Origin of the sequence: Streptomyces sp. NPDC053560 (assembly GCF_044544605.1) — a bacterium.
In the GTDB taxonomy this organism is placed as follows: Bacteria; Actinomycetota; Actinomycetes; order Streptomycetales; family Streptomycetaceae; genus Streptomyces.
The window spans coordinates 498,780-519,624 of record NZ_JBITXI010000001.1 but is presented as its reverse complement, the minus strand read 5'-3'; the positions used below and the strand labels follow the sequence as shown (position 1 = coordinate 519,624).

The 20,845-nt window shown below is 72.9% G+C and carries 17 protein-coding genes and 2 pseudogenes; 10 read left to right on the top strand and 9 right to left on the bottom strand.

Going from position 1 to position 20,845, the window contains the following annotated elements:
* Positions 1-80 precede the first annotated feature (80 nt).
* Both ACIGQF_RS02285 and ACIGQF_RS02280 read right to left on the bottom strand, forming a co-directional pair.
* Positions 81-2,759 (bottom strand): AAA family ATPase, encoded by a 2,679-nt coding sequence (locus tag ACIGQF_RS02285; protein WP_399704320.1) that lies wholly within the window; start codon positions 2,757-2,759, stop codon positions 81-83.
* 148 nt (positions 2,760-2,907) lie between these two features.
* Positions 2,908-4,212, bottom strand: coding sequence for a sensor histidine kinase (locus ACIGQF_RS02280; RefSeq protein ID WP_399704317.1), 1,305 nt, complete (start codon positions 4,210-4,212; stop codon positions 2,908-2,910).
* A gap of 218 nt (positions 4,213-4,430) precedes the next feature.
* Between ACIGQF_RS02280 and ACIGQF_RS02275 the strand changes: the two genes are divergently transcribed.
* The 8 genes and pseudogenes from ACIGQF_RS02275 to ACIGQF_RS02240 all read left to right on the top strand — a co-directional run bounded on the left by ACIGQF_RS02275 (position 4,431) and on the right by ACIGQF_RS02240 (position 10,617).
* On the top strand, positions 4,431-5,177 hold the full coding sequence (locus ACIGQF_RS02275; protein WP_399704315.1) for an ABC transporter ATP-binding protein: 747 nt from the start codon (positions 4,431-4,433) through the stop codon (positions 5,175-5,177).
* Between the two features lie 164 nt (positions 5,178-5,341).
* Complete coding sequence (locus ACIGQF_RS02270) at positions 5,342-5,992, top strand: LuxR C-terminal-related transcriptional regulator (protein ID WP_399704313.1); 651 nt, start codon at positions 5,342-5,344, stop codon at positions 5,990-5,992.
* A 547-nt stretch (positions 5,993-6,539) separates the two neighbouring features.
* Complete coding sequence (locus ACIGQF_RS02265; protein ID WP_399704311.1) at positions 6,540-6,878, top strand: hypothetical protein; 339 nt, start codon at positions 6,540-6,542, stop codon at positions 6,876-6,878.
* Positions 6,879-6,925: 47 nt separating this feature from the next.
* Positions 6,926-7,243, top strand: a complete 318-nt coding sequence (locus tag ACIGQF_RS02260; protein WP_399704309.1) for a hypothetical protein — start codon at positions 6,926-6,928, stop codon at positions 7,241-7,243.
* A gap of 184 nt (positions 7,244-7,427) precedes the next feature.
* Positions 7,428-8,531: an acyltransferase family protein gene (locus tag ACIGQF_RS02255; protein ID WP_399704306.1), complete on the top strand. Its 1,104-nt coding sequence runs from the start codon at positions 7,428-7,430 to the stop codon at positions 8,529-8,531.
* A 125-nt stretch (positions 8,532-8,656) separates the two neighbouring features.
* Positions 8,657-9,157 (top strand): Asp23/Gls24 family envelope stress response protein, encoded by a 501-nt coding sequence (locus tag ACIGQF_RS02250; protein WP_399704304.1) that lies wholly within the window; start codon positions 8,657-8,659, stop codon positions 9,155-9,157.
* Between the two features lie 204 nt (positions 9,158-9,361).
* Positions 9,362-9,463, top strand: a pseudogene (locus ACIGQF_RS02245) (PLP-dependent transferase); the annotation flags it as partial.
* Positions 9,460-10,617: a homoserine O-acetyltransferase gene (locus ACIGQF_RS02240; RefSeq protein WP_399704763.1), complete on the top strand. Its 1,158-nt coding sequence runs from the start codon at positions 9,460-9,462 to the stop codon at positions 10,615-10,617. The pseudogene ACIGQF_RS02245 and the gene ACIGQF_RS02240, both read left to right, overlap by 4 nt.
* 30 nt (positions 10,618-10,647) lie before the next feature.
* Here ACIGQF_RS02240 and ACIGQF_RS02235 read toward each other — a convergent pair whose 3' ends face one another.
* The 4 genes from ACIGQF_RS02235 to ACIGQF_RS02220 all read right to left on the bottom strand — a co-directional run bounded on the left by ACIGQF_RS02235 (position 10,648) and on the right by ACIGQF_RS02220 (position 16,041).
* The gene (locus tag ACIGQF_RS02235; protein WP_399704302.1) at positions 10,648-12,915 is read right to left on the bottom strand and encodes an FUSC family protein; all 2,268 of its coding nucleotides are present in this window, start codon (positions 12,913-12,915) and stop codon (positions 10,648-10,650) included.
* Positions 12,916-13,025: 110 nt separating this feature from the next.
* On the bottom strand, positions 13,026-14,030 hold the full coding sequence (locus ACIGQF_RS02230) for a Gfo/Idh/MocA family oxidoreductase (protein ID WP_399704300.1): 1,005 nt from the start codon (positions 14,028-14,030) through the stop codon (positions 13,026-13,028).
* Between the two features lie 29 nt (positions 14,031-14,059).
* Positions 14,060-14,845 carry an SDR family oxidoreductase gene (locus ACIGQF_RS02225; RefSeq protein ID WP_399704298.1) on the bottom strand — a complete coding sequence of 262 codons (786 nt, stop codon included), beginning with the start codon at positions 14,843-14,845 and terminating at the stop codon, positions 14,060-14,062.
* A gap of 20 nt (positions 14,846-14,865) precedes the next feature.
* Entirely contained in the window at positions 14,866-16,041 is a 1,176-nt protein-coding gene (locus ACIGQF_RS02220) for a phytanoyl-CoA dioxygenase family protein (RefSeq protein WP_399704295.1), read from the bottom strand.
* Positions 16,042-16,152: 111 nt separating this feature from the next.
* Here ACIGQF_RS02220 and ACIGQF_RS02215 point away from each other — a divergent pair, with 111 nt between their 5' ends.
* Entirely contained in the window at positions 16,153-17,199 is a 1,047-nt protein-coding gene (locus ACIGQF_RS02215) for a LacI family DNA-binding transcriptional regulator (RefSeq protein WP_399704292.1), read from the top strand.
* 42 nt (positions 17,200-17,241) lie between these two features.
* Here ACIGQF_RS02215 and ACIGQF_RS02210 read toward each other — a convergent pair.
* Positions 17,242-18,286, bottom strand: a pseudogene (locus tag ACIGQF_RS02210) (amidohydrolase family protein); the annotation flags it as partial.
* Positions 18,287-18,338: 52 nt separating this feature from the next.
* Here ACIGQF_RS02210 and ACIGQF_RS02205 point away from each other — a divergent pair.
* Positions 18,339-19,730 (top strand): condensation domain-containing protein, encoded by a 1,392-nt coding sequence (locus ACIGQF_RS02205; RefSeq protein WP_399704290.1) that lies wholly within the window; start codon positions 18,339-18,341, stop codon positions 19,728-19,730.
* Here the strand turns inward: ACIGQF_RS02205 and ACIGQF_RS02200 are convergent.
* On the bottom strand, positions 19,705-20,250 hold the full coding sequence (locus ACIGQF_RS02200; protein WP_399704287.1) for a sugar nucleotide-binding protein: 546 nt from the start codon (positions 20,248-20,250) through the stop codon (positions 19,705-19,707). The two genes, ACIGQF_RS02205 and ACIGQF_RS02200, sit on opposite strands and share 26 nt — an antisense overlap.
* Complete coding sequence (locus ACIGQF_RS02195) at positions 20,247-20,741, bottom strand: NAD-dependent epimerase/dehydratase family protein (RefSeq protein WP_399704285.1); 495 nt, start codon at positions 20,739-20,741, stop codon at positions 20,247-20,249. Before ACIGQF_RS02195 ends, ACIGQF_RS02200 begins: the two co-directional genes overlap by 4 nt.
* Between the last annotated feature and the right edge of the window lie 104 nt (positions 20,742-20,845).

Below are 20,845 nucleotides of genomic sequence, written 5' to 3'. Positions count from 1 at the left end.
CCGGTCGCCACCTGTCACTGACGAGAGACTGACGAGAAAGGAGGCCCCTCCCCCGCCCGGCGGGGAAGGGGCCTCTTCGCTCACACCAGGTCCAGCACACTCATCTGCAGGTCCATGGGCAGGTCCTGGCGGCGCGTGATGCGCAGCTTGCGGTAGACCCGCGTCAGATGCTGCTCCACCGTGCTGACGGTGATGTAGAGCTTCATGGAGATTTCGCGGTTGGTGTAGCCGTGCGCGGCCAGCGCCGCCACCCGTCGCTCGGAGTCGCTCAGCTTGCCGGCGGCGGCCGCACGGACGGTGGGGGCCTGCTGCCGGCCGCGTGGCTCGGCCCGGGAGGCGAGACCCGGGAGGATCTCCTCGCGCAGCGCCTCGGCTCCGCAGGCGTGCGCCAGGCTCCAGGCGCGGCGCGTCATCATGCCGGCCTTGGCGTTGTCTCCCTGCGTCTGCGCCAGCCGCCCGGCATCGGCCAGCGCACGGGCCAGTTCCAGCCGGTCCCCGGACCGGCGCAGTTCCTCGACGGCCTGTTCCAGCATCGCGAGGCCCTGCCGGTCGTCGGTGAACCGGGCGCGCAGCCGCAGTGACACACCGCGCACCCAGGGATACCGGACGTCGGGGGAGGAGAGCTGCTGCAGTACGAGCTGCTTCGCCTGCTGCGGCTCACCCATACGGATCAGCGCCTGTGCGGCATCGGTGCGCCACGGCAGGAACAGGGGCGAGTCGAGCCGCCACTGCTGGGCCGCCCGGCCGACCTCCAGGAAGCCCGCCAGCGCCGGCTCGAACTGGCCCGTCATCAACAGGTGCAGGGCGCGTGCCCGCCGGTACGCGAGCCCGTGCACGCTCTCCAGGAGCTCCTCGGGCACCGGGTGCTCCAGCTGCTGGGCCACCGCCGCGTGACGCCCCAACGCGGTACGCGCGCGGATCAGGACCGCGGCCGGGGCGCACGCGTAGAAGCCGGTACGGGACTGTGGCAGCTGGTCCATGGCCGCCAGCGCCTGCTGCTCGGCACCGGACAGGTCGCCGAGGCGCAGCAGCAGTTCGGCGTAGAGCGTGGCGAAGGCGGCCGACCAGCCCGGAGCATGCTGCCCCTCGGCCTCCGAGCAGAGCTTCTCGCACCACACGACGGCCTGGTCGGGACGGCCCGCATGCAGGAGGGCCTGCACCGCCCGGATCAGCGCATGCAGTGTGCCGGCCGTCAGCACCGTGTTCTGCAGCAGCTGCTCGGCATCCGCCGCAGCGGACTCGCCGGGTGTCCCGGGCGTCGGCCACCATGCCGTCGAGGGGACGCAGAACGTCGGCTGAGTCTCCTGAGTAAGAGTGTGAAGAACGACCGACGGGTCGGGCGCGGCCGTACGCGCTGGGCCCGACGGCGCGTCGATCCGGCCCTGCTCCGCCAGCAGCCGGGTGAGCAGCGGGTGGGCCGGGGCGGGCAGTGTGCCGGCGGTCCGGGCCGCCAGCGGCGCCTGCAGCAGTCGCTCCGCCGTCCGCGGATCGCACCGCCACATGACCGCGGCGTGCCGGAGCGTCAGCTCCAGCCGGCGGCCCTCGTCCGGGCAGATCCGGCAGGCCAGCCGGAGCATGTCGGACGCCTGCCGGGGATGGCCGTCCGCCAGCGCGCGGTCGGCCTGTTCCTGGAGTACGTCGGTCGCCCACGGCACGTGCGACCACGGCCGGGGATCGTTCTGCGACGCGGCCAGATGGCGGGCCACGGTGGACAGGTCCAGGCCCCGCGCATGCAGCAGGACGGCCACGTCGCGGTGCAGCCCGGCACGCACGTCCGGACCGAGGCCGTCCAGGACGGCGGTCCGTACGTCCCGGTGGCGGAAGCGGAGCTTCTGGAGGACACCGCAGGTCTCCAGCGCGGTCACCGCCTGCGCCGTCGCCGAGATCGACAGGCCCAGAAGCTCAGCGGCCAGCTCCGTGGTGGCGTGGTCGTCCAGCACGGCGACCACCCCTGCGACGTCCCGTGCCACCTGGCCACTGCGCCGCACGCATGCCGCGACGGCCTGGCTGAACAGCCCGCCCGGAGAGGGCTGCGGCAACGATGCGGTGCTGGTGCGGTCGGCCGTCGAACGACGCTCGGTGAGCAGCGCCTTGAGCAGTAGCGGATTGCCACCCGTAAGCGTGTGGAAGGCGGCCGTCGCCTCGTCGCCCGGTTGCTGACCGTAGGCGGCGACGCCAGTGACGCCGTACGCCGTGGCCTGCGGGTTCAGCAGCCCGAGCCGGATGTGCCGGAGGTCGGGCCGGTGCAGCAACTCGGCGCTGAGCGTGGCGTCCGGAGCGCTCTGATGCGGCGAGACGGCGGCCACGACCAGCACCCGCGCGGCGCCGAGATGCCGGGAGAGGAAGAGGAAGTGCCGCAACGACGCGGCATCCACGTGGTGCAGGTCATCGATGCAGTACACCAGCGGCGCCCGCCTCCCGAGGCCGCGCACCGCCTCACAGAACTGCTGCATGTCCTCGACCCGCGGCGGCACGTGCGCCGGCAGCGGCAGCTCCGGCAGTCCCGCGGCGGCCGCGGCCTGTGTCAGCTGTCGCAGCACGCCCAGTTGTACGGTGCGCTCGGACTCCGTGCCTACCGCGCGCAGCACCTCCCATCCCGACAGCATGGCGCGTTGCGCGAACGCATCGAGGAGCGAACTCTTTCCGACGCCGGCCGCGCCCTGTACGAGCACGATCCTGCCGTGTCCGGCACCGGCGGCGGACAGCGCTGAGTCGAAGAGTCTCAGTTCGCTTTTGCGGTCAATCAGATCAATCGCCACGACGACCCCCGTCCAGAACAAAAACCTTGTTCCCGTGTGAAGTCGTCAGTGTAGGAGTGGCGCGAGTTGATCCAGCTGGCCGAAAGTTGCACGACAACAAGTGCGCGGGGTGGGCCGCCCGGCCGGTTTCACCCGGCCGCGGGCGGGCCTAGACGGTCGGCATGTCCGGGATGAGGCGGCAGGGGATCTCCATGGTGACCATCGTGGGGCCGCCTTGGGGGCTGGTCACCGTGAGCTTCCCGTCGAAAGCACCCAGCCGCCGCTCGATACCGGTGAGGCCGGAACCGTGCCCGACGCTCGCACCGCCCTGACCGTCGTCGCCGACACTGATACGGAGCATGCCGTCCCGGTGCTGGATGCCCACCGTCACCTGCTGGGCCTGTGAGTGCTTCGCCGCGTTGGTCAGCGCCTCGCTGGCCGCGAAGTACGCCGCCGACTCGACCGGCTCGTCGAGCCGGCCCGGCACATCGATGTCAACCTTGACCGTCATCGGCATCCGCAGCGCCAGGGCCCGTACCGCATCGCCCAGTCCACGCTCGGCCAGCACCGGCGGGTGGATGCCCCGCACCAGGTCCCGCAGCTCCGTGAGCGCCTCGGCGGAGGTTTCGCGGGCGTGCGCCAGCAGCACCTTCGCATGCTGGGGGTCCTTGTCCACCAGCGCCTCGATCGTCGCGAAGCTCATTCCCATGGCGACCAGCCGGGCCTGCGCACCGTCGTGCAGGTCCCGTTCGATGCGGCGCAGTTCCGCGGCGGAGACGTCCAGTGCCTCGTGCCGGGACTCGGTGAGCTGGTCGATCCGCTCGTTCAGCGCCACTTCACGGGGCGGCGCCAACAGGTAGCGGCTGAGCAGGAAATGGACGTGCAGCAGCCGCGGGTTGAGGCCGCTGCACACGGCGAGCAGGCCGGCACCGACCAGCGCGGCGAGGGCGGCGGTGCCCCAGCCCTCGACGGGGATGAAGGTGTACCAGTTCGCTCCGTCGCCGTCGGCCAGCGGCTGCCACAGGCCGCAGAGCAGGAGGACGCCGTGGAGGCCGTAGACGGTCAGCGCGGCGGGCAGTACGGCGGTGAGGAACCCCAGCGTCGTGTCGAGCACCAGCCACCGCAGGTCGCGCCAGGTCGCCGGGTCCTTCACCAGCAGGCTGCAGCGCTCCATGATCCCGACGATGCCGTTGCGCATGTCGGAGGGGAAGGGGCGGTACGACTCGGGGACGCGCATGCCGCCCCATTGGGCGGCGAACCGCCGGCGCACATTGGCGTGTGAACGCACCGCCGAGAGCACGAGCGGGGTGGTGAAGGCGCCGATGCCGATGGGGATCAGGGCGATGGACACGACCGACAGCACGAGCAGCACGACGCCTCCCGCCAATGCGGCGAGGGCCAGTGCCAGTCCCTGCGCGGCCGTGAGCAAAGCGCCCAGAACCCGTTGCTTGTTCACCCGTTCTTCCTCCTCCACCCGAACCGACTCCTTGAGTGTGCCCCCAGTCTCGACGGACGGGGCGTTCTTGGCATTGGGGCAGGGGCCCGGTCAGGGGTGTATCTGGCGACACCTCGGGTGGGTGTCCTTTGCTTCCCGACTCCGGTACGTAACCGGCTGGGCACGGTGAGGGCCGGTTTCTAGCCTCGGGAGCGGCCCGCCCGCAAGCCGAGCACCTTCACCAGGACGGAGATCCCATGCCGAAGGCAAGCAGTGCCGCAGCCGCACCGGCCCTGCAACTGGACGAGGTACGCAGGCTCTTCTCCGGCAGCTGCGGCCGGGTGACCGCGCTGGCGGGTGTCACTCTCGGCTTCGGCAGCGGAACCTTCACGGCGGTGGTGGGGCCTGCCGGCTCCGGTAAGAGCACGCTGTTGCGCTGCGCCGCTGGCACGGACCGGCCGGACTCGGGCCGGGTCGCACTCGACGGCATCGCCCTGGCCGACCGGAGCGAGCAGGAACTGACGCTGCTGCGGCGCGGCAGGATCGGCCTGCTCACCGACGCCGGCCGGGCGCAACATGGCCTGACGGCATATCAGAACGTGGCCCTGGCACGCCGGGTCGCCGGGTACGGTGCGGACCCGCAGCGGGTGGAAGCGGTGCTGCGCCGGCTCGGACTCCATGAGGTACGGCACCGGCGTACGAGCGAACTCCCGGACGGTCAGCGGCACAGCGTCTCCGTCGCCCAGGTCCTGGCCGGCCGCCCCGCCACGATCCTCGCCGATGAGCCGACCGGCTCCCTGGACGCGCCCTCCGCGCACCGTACCCTCGCCCTGCTGCGCGGGTACGTCCACGCCGCGCGGCGCACCGTCGTGCTGGCCACGCATGACCCGGTCGCTGCCTCGTACGCGGATCGCGTGGTCTTCCTCCGGCACGGCGCGGTCGAGGGCGAGATGCACCGGCCGACCGCTGCCGCGATTGCCGAGCGCTTGACGGCGTGCTCTTGAAGGCGCGCCCCTGAACGCGCCCCGGAAGGCGTGCCTCCGGTCGGGCCGGATCATGAAGCAGTCGGATCACCGGACATGCGTGATCGGCGACACGGTACTTTCAGGGGCGTACTGGCCGTCGGCGGTTCCGTGGGCGGCCCCGCCGTTATCACGCTGGAGTTGCCGTGCGCGTTGTCGTCGCCGAGGATCTCTTCCTGCTGCGCGATGGGCTGGTCCGTATGCTGGAGGCATACGATTTCGAAGTGGTCGCGGCCGTGGAGACCGGTCCCGAACTCACGCGCGCCTTCAAAGAAGTGGAAATGGACATCGCGGTGGTCGATGTCAGACTCCCGCCGTCCCAGACCGACGAGGGGTTGCAGTGTGCCCTCGCCGCCCGCCGGGAGAAGCCCGGTCAGCCGGTGCTCGTACTCTCGCAGCATGTGGAGCACCTGTACGCCCGTGAGTTGATGGCCGACGGCAGTGGGGGTATCGGGTATCTCCTCAAGGACCGCGTTTTCCATGTGGATCAGTTCATCGACGCGGTACGACGGGTCGCGGCCGGCAGTGTGGCGATGGACCCCGTGGTCATCTCTCAGCTGATGTCGATGCGTTCGGACGAGAGCTCAGTGCAGGGGCTCTCGCCGCGCGAGCTGGAGGTGCTGGAGCTGATGGCCGGCGGGCGGTCGAACGCCGCCATTGCCGCGCAGCTCTTCATCACGGAGCGGTCGGTCGCCAAACACACGTCGAACATCTTCGGAAAACTGGGCCTGCCGCCGTCGGACGACGACAACCGCCGTGTGCTCGCGGTCCTGAAGTACCTGGACCGCGACCGGTAACGGCGTTTTCCGGGCCGGCGGGCCCGTACGACGGCGGGCGCCGCTCCCCCTTGGGACGAGGGGGAGCGGCGCCCGGTGATGCGGTTCCGTCAGACGAGCCAGCCCACGAAGTGGATGACGCCGGCCAGCACGTTGGTGAGGAAGTCCATCGGGTCGTTCTCCTTGTACATGGTGCGTTTCTGGGACACGCCCCCGCTCCGGAAAGGGACTTCGGCCGAGGGCGGCGCGGTAACGGTCTGCAGCCCGTCGCTTGCGCCCCGTAAGCTTCACCTGCCTCAGGCAACTAAAGAAAGCCCTTTAGTGGGCGATCACGCGTTCTGGGGAACAACCGCTCCCGTGTTCGTCTGTTCGCAGCCGGGAGCGCCCGCGGGCGGGGCGTCGGGTGCCGGGGCCGGATGTCGGGGGCGGGCGCCGCGGGCTCCACCCGGCCATCGCCCGTACCGCCCGGCACGCCCGTCGTGTTTTCGGCGCGGCGAATTCCGGGATTGCCGGGCGCATCGGCCGTTTTTATGCTGCCGTCATCGGAAATTGACCGGGGGAGGCAGTCGTGTTCGTGGTCAGCCGGTATTTTCTGTGGGTTACGGGACGTCTGACGTCTTCCGTGACCCTTGCGCTGAATCCGGACCGCCGATATCTCATCACCGGCGGGCTCACCGGAAAATTCGGGGACGCCCACGGGCAGGTGTTCATCTCGACGGTGTGCGTCCGGAGCGGCAGTGACCAGGTGCTCTGCGGGGTCCGGGACGATCCGGCCGACGCCCCGGCGGACAACATCCGCCGGCTCAACATCGATGAATTCCTCAACAATGCGACGCGGGTGACCGTAAAACTCCGCAGCGACGGCGGCGGCCACCGTGCCGAGGGAATCCTCTACGACATCACCTGAAATCTGGCATGACCTGAGATTCGAGAGGCCGACGGGAAGGGCGCACGATGAAAACGGTCAGCTATGTCGTTTACGACGGGGACACCGGCGCTGTCGTACACATTCACGCCGAGCCGGTGGACATGGACAGCTCCCCGGAGGAAGTCCTCCGGCACGCCGACCCGCTGCGGCAGCGGCAGAACCTGAAGGTGCTCAAGGTGCCCGCCGACGCGCCGGCCGCCGCCCCGACGCGGGTGGTGGACGAGCGCATCGTCTTCGAGGCGGGCGGCCGCGCGGCGCAGGCCGAAGCGGCGGCGACCGGCGGCGCGGGCCTGACCGACGGTTCACCGGCAGAGGGGGCGGAGCGCACCTACGAACCCCGGTGAGTCACACGGCCGCCGTCCGGCACAGTGGTGGGACATCCGACACAGTGGTGGGACATTCGACGCCACGCCCCATGGGGCCCTAGGGTCGTGCCCTACAACGTGTAGGAGGAGGGTGGGCCGTCCCGCTCACGGTGACCGGTGGGGACAGCGGGTGGCGCACCGCGGTCATCGCTGAGGAGGCCACGTGGGACAGCGCTCGCCGGACGTGCCGGGGGCAGGACGCGATCCATTCTTCGACAACGCGAAACTGCTGGCCATGGTGCTGGTCGTGGCGGGCCACGCCTGGCAGCCGCTCAAGGACAGCCACGCCGTGTGGTCCGCGTACCTGTTCCTCTACATGTTCCACATGCCGCTGTTCATCGTGATCTCCGGCTACTTCTCGCGGAGTTTCGTCCTCAAGCCCGAGCAGGGCAAGCGGCTCATCACCGGCGTCGCGGTGCCGTATCTCCTCTTCGAAACCGCCTACACGCTGTACGGCAACGCCGTCGACGGCCGGCACAACGACCTCAGCCTGCTCTCCCCGTGGTACCTCACCTGGTTCCTCGCGGCGCTCTTCGTATGGCGGCTCACGGCGCCCCTGTGGCGGGCGATGCGCTGGTGGGTCGCGGTCGGTCTCGCCTTCGCCGTCTCGCTGGTCGGCGCGGCCACCTCGGTGAGCGGCGTCCTCAACCTCGACCGCGTGCTCCAGTTCCTGCCCTTCTTCGTGATCGGCCTGGTGCTGCGCCCCGAGCACTGGCAGCTGCTGCGTGCCCGGTGGGTGCGGATCGCGTCCGTACCGGTGCTGCTGGCGGGCGCGGCCTTCGCGTACTGGGCCAAGGGCCGGATGACGGCACAGTGGGCCATGCACAATCACAGCTGGGGCGAGCTGCACGTCTCCTGGCCGGTCGGCGTGGCGATGGTGCTGGGTACGACGCTCTGCTCGCTCGTGCTCTCGGTGGCGTTCCTGGCGCTGGTACCGCGCCGCCGCACGTGGTTCACCGCGCTCGGCGCCGGCACCCTCTGCGCCTACCTGCTGCACGGCTTCTTCGTGCGCACCGCCGCCTGGAAGGGCTGGTTCGACGCGGCGTTCTGGCACACCCCGGCCGGTGAACTGGCCGTCACCGTCTTCGGCGTCGCCCTCGCGCTGGCCCTCACCTCGCCCCCGGTGCGCCGCTTCTTCCGCCCGGTGATGGAGCCCCGGATGGACTGGGCCTTCCGTATGCCGCTCGTACCCCGCCCGAAGACCGGCAAGGAGGCCGAGGAGGCCCCCGTACCGGCCTCGGCGGGGAGTCGGCCGGCCGGCGGCTGACGGGCCGCGCCGGGAGCCGCCGAAGAAATCCGGCGGACCGCGTGACGAATCCGGCAGCGGCGGGTCCAAGCGGTCGAGAGCGGGTGGCGGAACCGGATCGCACCCGTCCGACCCAGGAGAAGCCCATGACGCAGCAGCAGGTGAACGCCGCCAAGGAGAGCACCGCCCCGAAGAGCGGTGCCGCGACCGGCAACACCACCCTGAGCGGTGGCGCGGCCGGTGCCGACCAGCCCGCGGCGACACGCGGCAGGACCGCCATCGCGGACGTCGTGGTCGTCAAGATCGCGGGCATGGCGGCGCGGGAGATCCCCGGTGTGTACGACATGGGTGGCGGCCTGTCCCGCACCTTCGGCGCCGTCCGCGACCGGGTGCCCGGCGGCCGTCCGAACGTCGGCCGTGGCGTGAAGGTCGAGGTCGGCGAGCGGCAGACGGCCATCGACCTGGACCTGGTCGTGGAGTACGGCGTACCGATCACGGACGTGGCACGGGACGTACGGGAGAACGTCGTCGCCGCGGTGGAACGCATCACGGGCCTGGAGGTCGTCGAGGTCAACATCGACGTCAACGACGTCCACCTGATCGAGGACGACGGGGAGTCCGCGCCGGCCGACTCGCGCGTGGCGTGAGCACCCCTCCCGAGGGCTGCCCCTAGGCGTCCGCCAACCCCTTTACGTATCCGCAGTGTTGCCGCTCCATGGCCGGTGTTGCGGCTTCGTGGCCAGATGGCGCACGGGCTTCCGGGAGCCCCTCGGCGCGTCCTACGGTCCGTGGCACCGGTCCAGGAAAGAGCGCGGCACGGGCCCTGCCGCCGCCGGTTCCGCCCCCGAACTGTGCGTCCCGGCCTGGTGCGCCTGTCGGTGGGCCTGGAGAACACCGACGACCTCAAGGCCGATCTGGAGGCGGGGTTCCGGGCCGCGAAGGCGGCGTCCTGAGCACGGCCGCCGCGTCCGCCACGGTCGCTCTCCCTCCCGCCAGCGGCGCCTGGCGGGAGGGAGACCCGCCCGGCCGCCGCGCCTGGGTGACCCTGCCCCGCGCGCTGCCCCTGGAGGCCGGCGGAGAGCTGCCGGGCGTACGGATCGCGTACGAGACGTGGGGGCGGCTCGCGCCGGACGCGTCCAACGCCGTCCTGCTCCTGCACGCCCTGACGGGGGACAGTCACGCCGCGGGCCCGGCCGGCCCCGGTCACCCGACAGCGGGCTGGTGGGACGCACTGATCGGCCCGGGCGCGCCGTTGGACACCCGGCGGTGGTGCGTCGTCGCGCCCAATGTGCTGGGCGGCTGCCAGGGGAGCACCGGCCCGGCCTCGCTCCGTACCGGAACGGCGCGCTGGGGACCGGACTTCCCGTACCTGACCCAGCGCGACCAGGTCGCCGCCGAGGCCGCCCTCGCCGACGCGCTGGGCATCCGGCGCTGGGCCGCCGTCATCGGCGGCTCCATGGGCGGCGTGCGCGCGCTGGAGTGGGCGGTGAGCCGTCCGGAGCGTACGGGCGCGCTGCTGGCGCTCGCCTGCCCGGCCGCCGCCTCCGCCGAACAGATCGCCCGGGGCACGATCCAGACCACCGCCATCCGCACCGACCCGGGGTGGCGGGGCGGGCGGTACCACGACGCGCCGCCGGGCGGCGGCCCGCACCACGGCCTCGGCACCGCCCGCCGCATCGCCCATGTGACGTACCGCAGCGAGCCGGAGCTGGCCGCCCGCTTCGAGCAGTCACCGCAGCCGGGCGAGCACCCCTGGCGGGGCGGGCGCTACCGGGTCGCCTCGTACCTCGACCACCACGCGGCGAAGCTGGTCCGCCGCTTCGACGCGGGGAGTTACCTCACCCTGGTCGACGCGATGAACGGCCACGACGTCGGCCGCGGCCGGGGCGGTACGGCCGCGGCGCTCGGCAGGGCCCGGATGCCCGCGCTGGTCGCGGGCGTCGACTCCGACCGGCTCTACCCGCTCGCCCAGCAGGCGGAGCTGGCGGCCGCGCTGCCCGGCGCCGACCGCGTCCGCACCATCGAGTCGCCGTACGGGCACGACGGCTTCCTCATCGAGACGGAGCAGGTCGGGGCGCTGGTGGCGGAGTTGCTGAGCCGGGCGTGACGCCGGCGGGGCCCGCGGAGGGGGCGGGCCTCAGCCGGTCGAGCCGACGCTGCGCCCGGCCACCGGCACGTCCAACGGCCGGGCGAGGCCGACCACGCCCTCGTCGAGGCGCTGGAGGTGGCGCAGCACCCGGTAGGTGACGGTGCCGGAGCGCGGGGCGCCGGTGTCGTCCACGTCCAGTATCGAGGCGATGCTCGCCCCGGCGGTGACCTCGCCGCGGGCGCTCTCGTCCACCACCCGCGCCACTATGACGTCGATGTTCCGGGCGATGCGCAGACCCGCCCGCTCCAGCCGCGGGTCGGCCGCGACGTTCTTGCTGTACGGCACCAGCTCGGCGGTCGCCGCCAGCGAACGGGCGTGGTACGCGCAGGTCTCCAGCAGCGCCACCAGATAGCGCGCGGTCTGCCGGCGCACCCGCAGCGGCGTGATCGGGTGCGTCAGCGGCTGGGTGGAGGCGCGCAGATCGTCCAGCGCGGTGTCCAGGTCCCGCGCCTTGTCCAGCAGGTCGACGGCGGGGCCGCCACTGAGCTGTTCCACCGCCGCCGACACCACGTCCCGCAGCCGCTCCAGCACCGTGCCCAGCAGCTCGTCCGTGCGGCTGTCGGTGTGCACCGGCAGCACCAGCACGGCCGCGATGATGCCGCAGGCCGCGCCGAGCGCCGTCTCCTCGATGCGCAGGATCAGCACGTCCAGGCTGTAGGTGTTCAGCAGCGTGTAGAGCAGGCCGAGCATCGCGGTGACGCAGAAGGACATCAGCGCGTACGACAGCGGGGCGGTGAAGAACATCCCGAAGATGAAGAGCAGGACCAGGCCGAACGCGAGCCAGGTGTGGTTTCCGACCAGGCCGGCGAGCGCCACACCGGCGACCACGCCGAGGACCGTGCCCACCAGCCGGCGGTACCCCTTGACCATGATCTCGCCGGTCGAGGCCGTGTTGAGGAAGACCACCCAGCAGGTCAGCACCGCCCAGTACCAGCGCTGGCTGGAGAGGAACTCGCCGCCGATGATGGCCAGCGTCGAGCCCACCGCGACCTGGAAGGCGGCCCGGGTGGTGGGCCGCCGCAGCCCGGTACGCTCCTCGTCGGCCTTGTCCTCCGCCTCCTCGTCCAGGCCGGCCATCGCCACGTCCTCGGCGTCGAACTCCTCGCGGGAGCGGGCCGTCGCGGGGCTGTCGTCGGACGCGTCCTGCGGTCCGTCCAGCGCCAGCCGCAGACCCAGCACGGCGCGCGCCGCCTCACCGATGCCACGGAAGACGTCCTGGACGGCGGGCGAGGCGGGCGGCAGCTTGTCCTCGTCGCGGTAGCCGAGCAGCCGGTTCCGTACGTGGGCTACGGCCATGCCGCGCCCGTCCGCGGCGGGCCGCGCGATCAGCAGGTGCAGCGCGTTCAGGTCCCGGCGGAGGGTGATGGTCGTGGCGTCCTCGGTCGGCATGCGGTGCTCGGCGACCTGCACCGGCGCGTGCGGCAGGTGCAGCGTGATGGTGTCGGCGCGCTCGGCGCTGCGCGCGTTGAGCAGGGTGACGCCGAGCCGCTCGGCGGCGATCTCGGCGTCGGCCACGCGGCGCTGCAGCCGGGCGGCGGTGGCCGCGTCCCGGGTGCCCTCGTCCAGCCGGCCCTGGATCATCAGGGCCGCCTCGTGCAGCCGGGCGGTGCGCTGCCGCAGGGTGTCCAGGACCTTGTCCAGGTCCTCCGGGGTGGCGTCGAGCAGTTCGAGCTGGGCCGCCACCAGTTGGGCGAGCCGGGCCCGGAACGCCTCGCGGAGCCGTCCCAGCGTGCGCTGGGGTGTCTCCGGCACCACGGCGAAACGTACGACCGCGCTGCACGCGAACGCGACGGTCAGCGTCAGGTACAGCTCCGGCAGGGTGTCGGTGGTGGCGCGGACGAACAGCGAGACGAAGTAGACCTGGAAGCCGATGAGGCCGAGAGCCGTGCCGCGGTCGCCGAACCTGCGGCCGTACACCGCGGCGAAGATCAGCAGGACGAAGAAGATGTCACCGGCGATGATCTGGGAGTGCAGCAGCGCGCCCAGCGACATCGAGGCGAGGGCGACGGGCAGTGCGCAGGCGAGCGTGATGGCCTGCCCGCGCACCTCCTTCTCCTTGATGGCGAAGGTGCCGACCATCGCCGCCATCGCGCCCGCCACCATGTGCGTGACGTCCGTGCCGAGCAGGGCGAGGACCGCGAGGGTCAGCGTGATCGCGCCGACCGTCCGCAGCCCCGCCATCAGCCGCAGCAGTCCGGGGTCGGACGCCGCGAAGCGGTCCCAGGTGCCGGTGCGGGCCCGCCGTATCGCTGCCATCACGCTGCCGTACTCTCCCGTTGCTCGCCATGATCCATGGAGGCTCCAGCATCCCATGACGTGGCTGCCGGCACCCACGACGGTCGCCGGAGATCCCGCGGAACCGGTGGTCAGGCCGTGCGTACCTCCTCGATGCGCACCGGCCGCCGGTCATGGAGCGAGAGCGTGCACGCCTCGGCGATCCACCCCGCCTCCAGCGCGTCGGCGACGGTGCACGGGGAGGGGCGGGTGCCCGCGACGACTTCGGTGAAGGCGGTGAGCTCGGCACGGTAGGCGGCGGCGAAGCGGTCCATGAAGAAGTGGTGCGGGGTGCCGCCGGGGAAGGCGACGCCCGGTTCCACCGAGCGCAGCGGCAGCCGGTCCTCCAGGCCGGCGGCGACGCTGTCCTTCATGCCGTGCAGCTCCAGCCGGGCGTCGTAGCCGCGGGGGTTGTGCCGGGTGTTCGACACGACGGCCAGAGTGCCGTCGTCGAGGGTGAGGATCGCGGAGGCGGTGTCGACGTCGCCCGCCGCCGCGATGTATTCGGCGCCGCGGTTGCTGCCGGTCGCGTACACCTCGGTGACCTCGCGCCCGGTGACCCAGCGGACCGTGTCGAAGTCGTGCACGGCGCAGTCGCGGAAGATGCCGCCGGAGACCGCCACGTACGCGGCGGGCGGCGGCTCCGGGTCCAGGGTCGTGGAGCGTACGGTGTGCAGCGGTCCCAGCTCGCCGCTGACGACGGCGCGCCGCGCGGCCGCGAAGCCGGGGTCGAAGCGCCGGTTGTAGCCGATCTGGACCGCCACCCCGCTCGCCTCCACCGCCTTCAGGACGGTCAGGCTCTCCTGCGGGGTGCGGGCCACCGGCTTCTCGCAGAAGACGGGCAGCCCGGCCTCGACCGCCGCGTGGAGGAGCGCGGGATGCGCGTCGGTCGCCGCCGCGATCACCACACCGTCCACCCCGGAGGCGAGTACCGCCTCCGGCGAGTCGGCCGGTTCGGCGCCCAGCCGGTCCGCCGCGGCGGAGACGGCGGCGGCGACCGGGTCGGTGACCACGAGGGAGCCCACCGCGTCCAGCGAGGCGAGGGTCTGTGCGTGAAAGGTCCCGATCCTGCCGAGACCCATGATGCCGAGGCGCATGCGCGCGCTCCTTCCGTGCGTACGCGAGGTCAGTCCGAGCCGCCGATGACGTGCTGGCCCCAGTCGATGACCGAGCCGGTGACGACCCCGCTGCGGTCGGACAGGAGGAGGACGACGAAGTCGGCGATCTCGTCGACTTGGCCCAGCTTGCCCATCGGCTGCGTACGGGCCGCCTGTTCCAGCCAGTCGTCGCCCGCGCCGTGGAAGGCGCGCTGGACGGCGTCCTCGCCCTCGGTCTCCGTCCAGCCGATGTTGAGAGCGTTGATCCGGATCCGGTCCCAGCGGTGGGCGTGCGCGGCGTTCTTGGTCAGGCCGGCGAGCCCGGCCTTCGCGGCGGAGTACGGTGCGAGGTGCGGCGGGCCGCCGTGCGCGCAGTCGGAGCCGATGTTGACGATGGTGCCCGGCGCCTTGCGCGCCACCATGTCGGCGACGGCCGCCTGCATGGCGAAGAACGGCGCCCGCAGGTTGACAGCCATGTGTGCGTCGAACAGCTCGGGCGTCGTGTCCAGCAGCGAGCCGCGCGAGGTCAGCCCCGCCGCGTTGACCAGGCAGTCGATGCGCCCGTACGCGGCCACCACGTCCTCGACGCTGCCGCGTGCCTGCGCGGGGTCGGCCAGGTCGGCGCGGCGGAAGGCGGCCTTGGCGCCCGTCGCGGTCAGTTCGGCCACCAGCGCCTCGCCGACCTCCGCGCGGCGTCCGGTGACGACGACGGTGGCGCCTTCCCGGGCGGCCGCGCGAGCGACCCCGGCGCCGACCCCCTGGCTCCCGCCGTTGATGAGCACGATCCTGTCGGCCAGCAGTTCCCGCAGTGCCATGTCCGCTTCTCTCCGCTCTCTCAGCCGCGCCGTCGTTCGGCGCCGGCCCGCAGTTCCTTGCGCAGTGCTTCCGGTGTCCACTCCTCGGCCAGCGCCTGCCGCACGGTGTCCGCCTGGGACGGCGGCGCGAGGCCGCCGACCGGCGCGTCCCGGTCCAGGTCGGTGGGGAAGGGGTAGCCCTCGGCGGAGGCGGCGACGACGTTCCGCAGCCACTCCTCGCCGGCGCCCGCGGCCTTGCGGCGCAGCAGGACGGGGAAGAGGGCGTTGACCACCGCCTCGCGGTCGACGGCCTCCATGGCACGGCCGAAGGCGGAGGAGATCTGCAGCAGGTTGGCCATCCGCCGGATGTCCGCGGAGCGGTTGTGCCCGGCGGCGTGGAACAGCGCGGGGTTGAAGAACACCGCGTCCCCCTTGGCCAGCGGCAGCTGCACGTGGTGTGCCTCGAAGTACGCGATGAACTCCGGGCGCCGCCAAGCGAGATAGCCCGGTTCGTACGTCTGCGAGTACGGCAGGTAGAGCGTCGGCCCGGACTCCACCGGCATGTCGCAGTGGGCGACGGCGCCTTGCAAGGTCAGGGTGGGGGAGAGGCGGTGCACGTGCGCCGGATAGCCGGCCGCCTGCTCCTGGGAGAGGAAACCGAGGTGGTAGTCGCGGTGCACGCTCTGCGCCGCGCCGCCGGGGTTGACCACGTTGATCTGCGAGGTGACCTGGTAGCCCGGCCCGAGCCAGGCCTCGGCCACCAGGGCGACGAGGCCGTTGGCGTAGTAGTCGGCGAACGCCTCCGGCGCGCGGACGGCCGTCTTCTCCAGGGCGTTCCACACGCGGTCGTTGGCGCCGGGCTTGGCGAAGTGGTCGCCGCGCGCGGTACCGACCGCCCGCTCCTCCTCGATGAGGGCGCGGAAGGAGTCGGTGGCGCGGTCGGTGACGGCGGCGTCGAAGGCACCGGTGAGGACGACGATGCCGGGCCCGTCCAACAGGGCGCGGATCAGCTCTGCTTGCACGGCGCGGCGGCCGTCCGGGGTGGCGGTGAGCGTGCGCAGCCGGTCGCCGGAGTAGCGGGGCACGTTCTGCTCGATGGTGTCGGCGGCGGGGAAGCCGGCCGGGTCGGTGGTCCGTTCGACCAGGGTGCGGAAGGCGTCGAGCGAGCAGTCTGCGCCGCTCAGCCAGGGGTGGGACGCAGCGCGGTGCGCGTACATGCCGGTTCCTTCCGGTGAGCAGTGGGCTCTGTCATTCTTGTGAGCCCCGTATCCCTCAAGCAACCCTCAGCCATCCCTCAAAAACCCCTCACTGCCGCGCAAGGATTCGCCATGGCACACCCCTATCCGATCCGTGAGATCGCCCGGCAGGCCGGGCTGAGCGAAGCCACCGTCGACCGCGTGCTGCACAACAGGGGCGGCGTACGGGCGAACACCGCACGCGAGGTGCGGCAGGCCATCGAGGACCTGGACCGGCAGCGCACCCAGGTACGGATCGGCGGCCGCACATTCATGATCGACATCGTGATGCAGTCACCGGCGCGGTTCTCGTCGGCGGTGCGCACCGCCCTGGAGGCCGAACTGCCCGCGCTGCGCCCCGCGGTGGTGCGCTCGCGCTTCCACTTCCGCGAGACCGGTCCCGTGAGCGAGCTGGTCGCCACGCTGGACAGGATCGCCAAGCGCGGTAGCCAGGGCGTCGTCCTCAAGGCGCCGGACGTCCCGGAGGTGGCCGCGGCCGTCGGCCGGCTGGCCGCCGCCGGCATCCCCGTCGTCACGCTCGTCACGGACCTGCCCGGCAGCGCGCGCCGCGCGTACGTGGGGATCGACAACCGGGCCGCCGGCACCACGGCCGCCTACCTCGTGGGCCAGTGGCTCGGCGACCGGCCCGGCAACGTCCTCACCACCATCAGCCGCGGCTTCTTCCGGGGCGAGGAGGAGCGCGAGATGGGCTTCCGCAGCGCCATGCGCAGCACCCAGCCGCACCGCACGCTGGTGGAGGTCACCGACAGCGACGGCCTGGACGCCACCCAGCGGGACCTGGTCCTCGCGGCACTCCGGCGCGACCCTGCCATCACGGCGGTCTACTCGATGGGCGGCGGCAACGCCGCGACCGTGGACGCCTTCGACGACCTCGGCCGCGAGTGCGCCGTCTTCATCGCCCACGATCTCGACCAGGACAACACCCGGCTGCTGCGCGAGCGCCGTATCTCCGCCGTCCTCCACCACGATCTGCGGCAGGACATGCGCCGTGCCTGCCAGACCGTGATGCGTGCGCACGGCGCCCTGCCGCCCGAAGGCGCCTTCCCGCCCGCCACGATCCAGATCGTGACGCCGTTCAACATGCCGCCGGTGGCGGCCGGGCCGCGGGACGGCGCCTGAGGGCGGCTACCGGTACGGCCCGGCCGGGGCCTCAGCCGCGGGTCAGAGCGCGGCGTCCCGGTGTGTGGGCCGGCCGTCGACGACGGTGAGCAGGACGGGCAGCGCGGCGAGGTCGGCGACGGCGAGCGGGTCGTCGGCGAACGCGGTCAGACCGGCGCGGTACCCGACGGCCGGGCGGCCCGCCTCGGCCCTCCTCCCGGCCGCCCGGGCCGGGTTCACGGTGCGGCCCTGCAGCGCCTCCAGGGGCGCCAGCGCCTGATCGGGGCCGTGCGGGGGCAGGGTCAGGCCGGGGCGACGATGCCGGGCGCCGGCCATGACGGCGAGCGGCGCGTACGGGGCGATCGGCCCGTCGGAGCCGAGGACGACAGTGGCGCCCGAGTCCTACAGGCCGCGGCAGTGCCAGGCGCGCCCCGCCCGCTCCTCGCCGAGCCGGCGTGACCGGTTGTCCGTGTGGTCGGCCCGGGTGCACTCGCAGCAGTGGGTGGGCTGCATCGACGCGGCGACCCCGAGCGCGGCGAAGCGGTCGAGGGTGTCGTCGGGGACGGTCTCGATGTGTTCGACGCGGTGCCCCCGCGGCCGGCCGCTCTCCGCCGTGGCCTTCTCGACGGTGTCCAGGACATGGCGTACGGCGGCGTCGCCGATGGCGTGCGTGGCGATGGGCACGCACGCCCGGTGCAGTGCCGTGACGGCGCGGGTGTAGGCGCCCGGGTCCGGCCGGAAGGCGTGCGTGGACTCGCCGTGGCAGTCCGGGCGTTCCAGCCGGGCGGTGCCGTTGTCGATGGTGCTGTCCATGAAGAGCTTGACCCCGGCGGCCTGCCAGAGCCGGCCGCCCGTGCCCTGCGTCCGGATCAGCGCGTCCGGCGCGTCGTCGTCGGCGCTGGGCCGGCTACAGGGCGCCACGCGCACCCGCAGGCCGAGCGCGTCCTGCTCCTCCAGCGCCGCGTACGTGGCGAGGCTGCCCCCGCCCGCGTCCCTCGCGTGCCCGCCGGTCAGCCCCGCCGCCGCCATGCCGCGCAGCATGGCCGCCCCGCTCGCGGAGTTCGGCGTCGGTGGGCACGGGTGCCACGGCCTCCACCACTTCGCAGGCACCCGAAGGATCATGTTAGGTTAGGCTAACCTTACTGAGATCGGGGTGGGTCATGCCGATACCGGAACCGCTCGCCGGCGCGTCATGCGTCCCGTCGTCCGCGTGCCCCCGCGCCCTGCCGCTCACCGCGGCCCAGCGCGAGGTGTGGGACGCGCGGTACGGCCCCGACGGTCCGGCACACCAGAGCGCCGAGTACCGGGAGATCCTCGGCCCGCTGGAGCCGCGCCTGTTCGCGCAGGCCCTCCAGCGCACGGTCGGCGAGGCGAGCGCGCTGCGCATGCGGGTCTTCGCCACCGCCGACGGCCCCCGGCAGTGCGCGCTCGTCATCGAGGCGCCGGGCAAGGGCTTCCCCCTGCACCGCGCTGATCTGCGCGACCGGCCGGACCCGGACGCCGAGGCGCACGCCTGGATGGCGGCGGACCTGCAACGCCCCTTCCCGCAGGGCGGACCGCTCTTCCGGTACGCGCTGTTCCGGGTCGGGGAGGACCGCTGGCTGTGGTACCGGCGCGTCCACCACCTCGTCATGGACGACTTCGGGCGCGGCCTCCTCGTCCGGCGGACCGCCGAGGTGTACGACGCGCTCGCCGCCGGACTGCGCCCGCCGGACAGCCCCTTCGGCCGGCTCTCGGCGCTGATCGCGGACGAGGCGGCGTACCGCGCGTCCGACCAGTACACGGCCGACCGGGTTCACTGGTCCGCCACCCTGGGCGACCGCCCCGCGCCGCCCGTGCTCGCGGGCCGCACCGCGCCGCCCGCCCGCACCGCCCTCCGTGACGGCGTGGCCGTACCCGGTCACCTCGTCCGGAGAATCGGCCAGTTGACCGCCGGGCTGGACGCCACCCGGGCCGAGGTGCTCACCGCGGCACTGGGACTGCACGTCGCGCGGACCACCGGCGTGGCCGATGTCGTGCTCGGGGTGCCGATGCCGGGCCGCACCGGGCCGACGGCGCTGAGTGTCCCCGGTGTGCTGCGCAACGTCCTCCCGTTGTGTCTGACGGTGCGTCCGCACGACACCTTCGCGACGCTGATCCGGCAGACCGTCCTCGGCCTGCGGGCCGCCCGGCGCCACCAGCGCTACCCGCTGGCGGACCTCCGCCGCGACCTCGGACGCGGCGCTGTGGGACCGGCCCTGGTGGGCCCGCTGATCGCCGAGCGGGAGCCCGGGGACGGCCTCACCCTCGCGGGCGCGCCCGCCCTCGCGCACCCCCTCACCGACGGGCCCGTCCACGACCTCGCCGTCACCGTCGGCGCCGACGGCGGCGCTTCGGGGCTGCGCATCGACTGCGCCGCCCACCCGGGGCTCTACACGGCGGCGCGCCTGCGTACGCATGTGGCGGGCCTGTTCGATGTGCTGGCGGAGTGCGGCCCGCACACACCGCTCGGTGTGCCCGGCCGCGCCGCCCATGACGGCCGGCTGCTCAGTGGTGCCCGCGCGCACCGCTGACGGCGGGTGCCGGGCGGGGCCAGCCGGCTGCCCGGCCGCCGCCCGGCGTGCTGCCCAGCGCGTAGAGCCGTTCGGCCACGTCGCACACCCAGTCCGGTGCCCGGCAGCCGCCGTCGGGGTGCCGTCGCGGGGTGCCCGGCGCGCTGTCCGGCAGCTCCTCGTGCACCACGGTGCGGCCGTGCGCCGCGTACAGCGATGTCGTGCACAGCGTCCGGCCCGCGGCCAGGTGCAGCAGGCAGGCGTCGAGCCGGCCGCAGGCGCGGGCGAGCACCCGCAAGGCGTCGAGGTCGCCGCGGACGGCGCGCGGGCCGGAGGGCATCGCGCCCGCGCCGGGCCGGGCGTCGCAGTGCGCGACGACGGCGGGACGCGTGCGCAGCAGGGTCGACTGCACGGCCGCCGCGTCGCCGAGGTCGAGATCGTCCCGGCCCAGCGGCAGGAACCGCTGGCCGTTCGCGCGCAGCAGCGCGCACAGTCTGCGCCCGACCTCGCCGTCGGCGCCGGTCACCAGCCAGCAGCTCATCGCGTGCCTCCCGCGCGGCCGCACTCGGTGAGCAGGCGTCCGGTCAGCTCGGCCGCGGTCAGTTCGGCCCCGTCGCCGAGGTCGTGCACCTGACCGGCCGCGCCGCCGCCGAGCGTCAGCCGCAGCGCCCGGTAGTGGTCGTAGACGTAGACGAACCGGGTCACCCCGGCGTGCACGGCCGACTGGAGGAGGGCGCGGGTGCCCGGCAGGTCGACGGCGGCGGCGCGGGCCGCGTCGGGTTCCTCGGCGAGGTGGACGACCAGCTCATGGTGGCGCATCAACTCCTGGATCAGCGGCCGGTCGTGGAGGTCGCCGGGTACGTGGTCGATGCAGCTGCGGCCGGCGAAGGGGGGTGGTCCGGCGGGGCCGGAGCCGGCGGACGGGTCGAGCACGGTGACGGCGCGCGGGGTGCTGACGGGAGTGGTGGACAGTAGTGCCCTGAGAAAGGGCGAGCCGGTGAATCCGGCGCGGCCGGTGACGAGCAGACGCATGGGCGGCCTCCCGGGGCGGGGCAGATCCGTATGACCAATAAAGTTAGCTTAGGCTAACCTAAGTAAACATGGTCGCGGCGGGGTGGTCACAGGGGCCGCCCGTC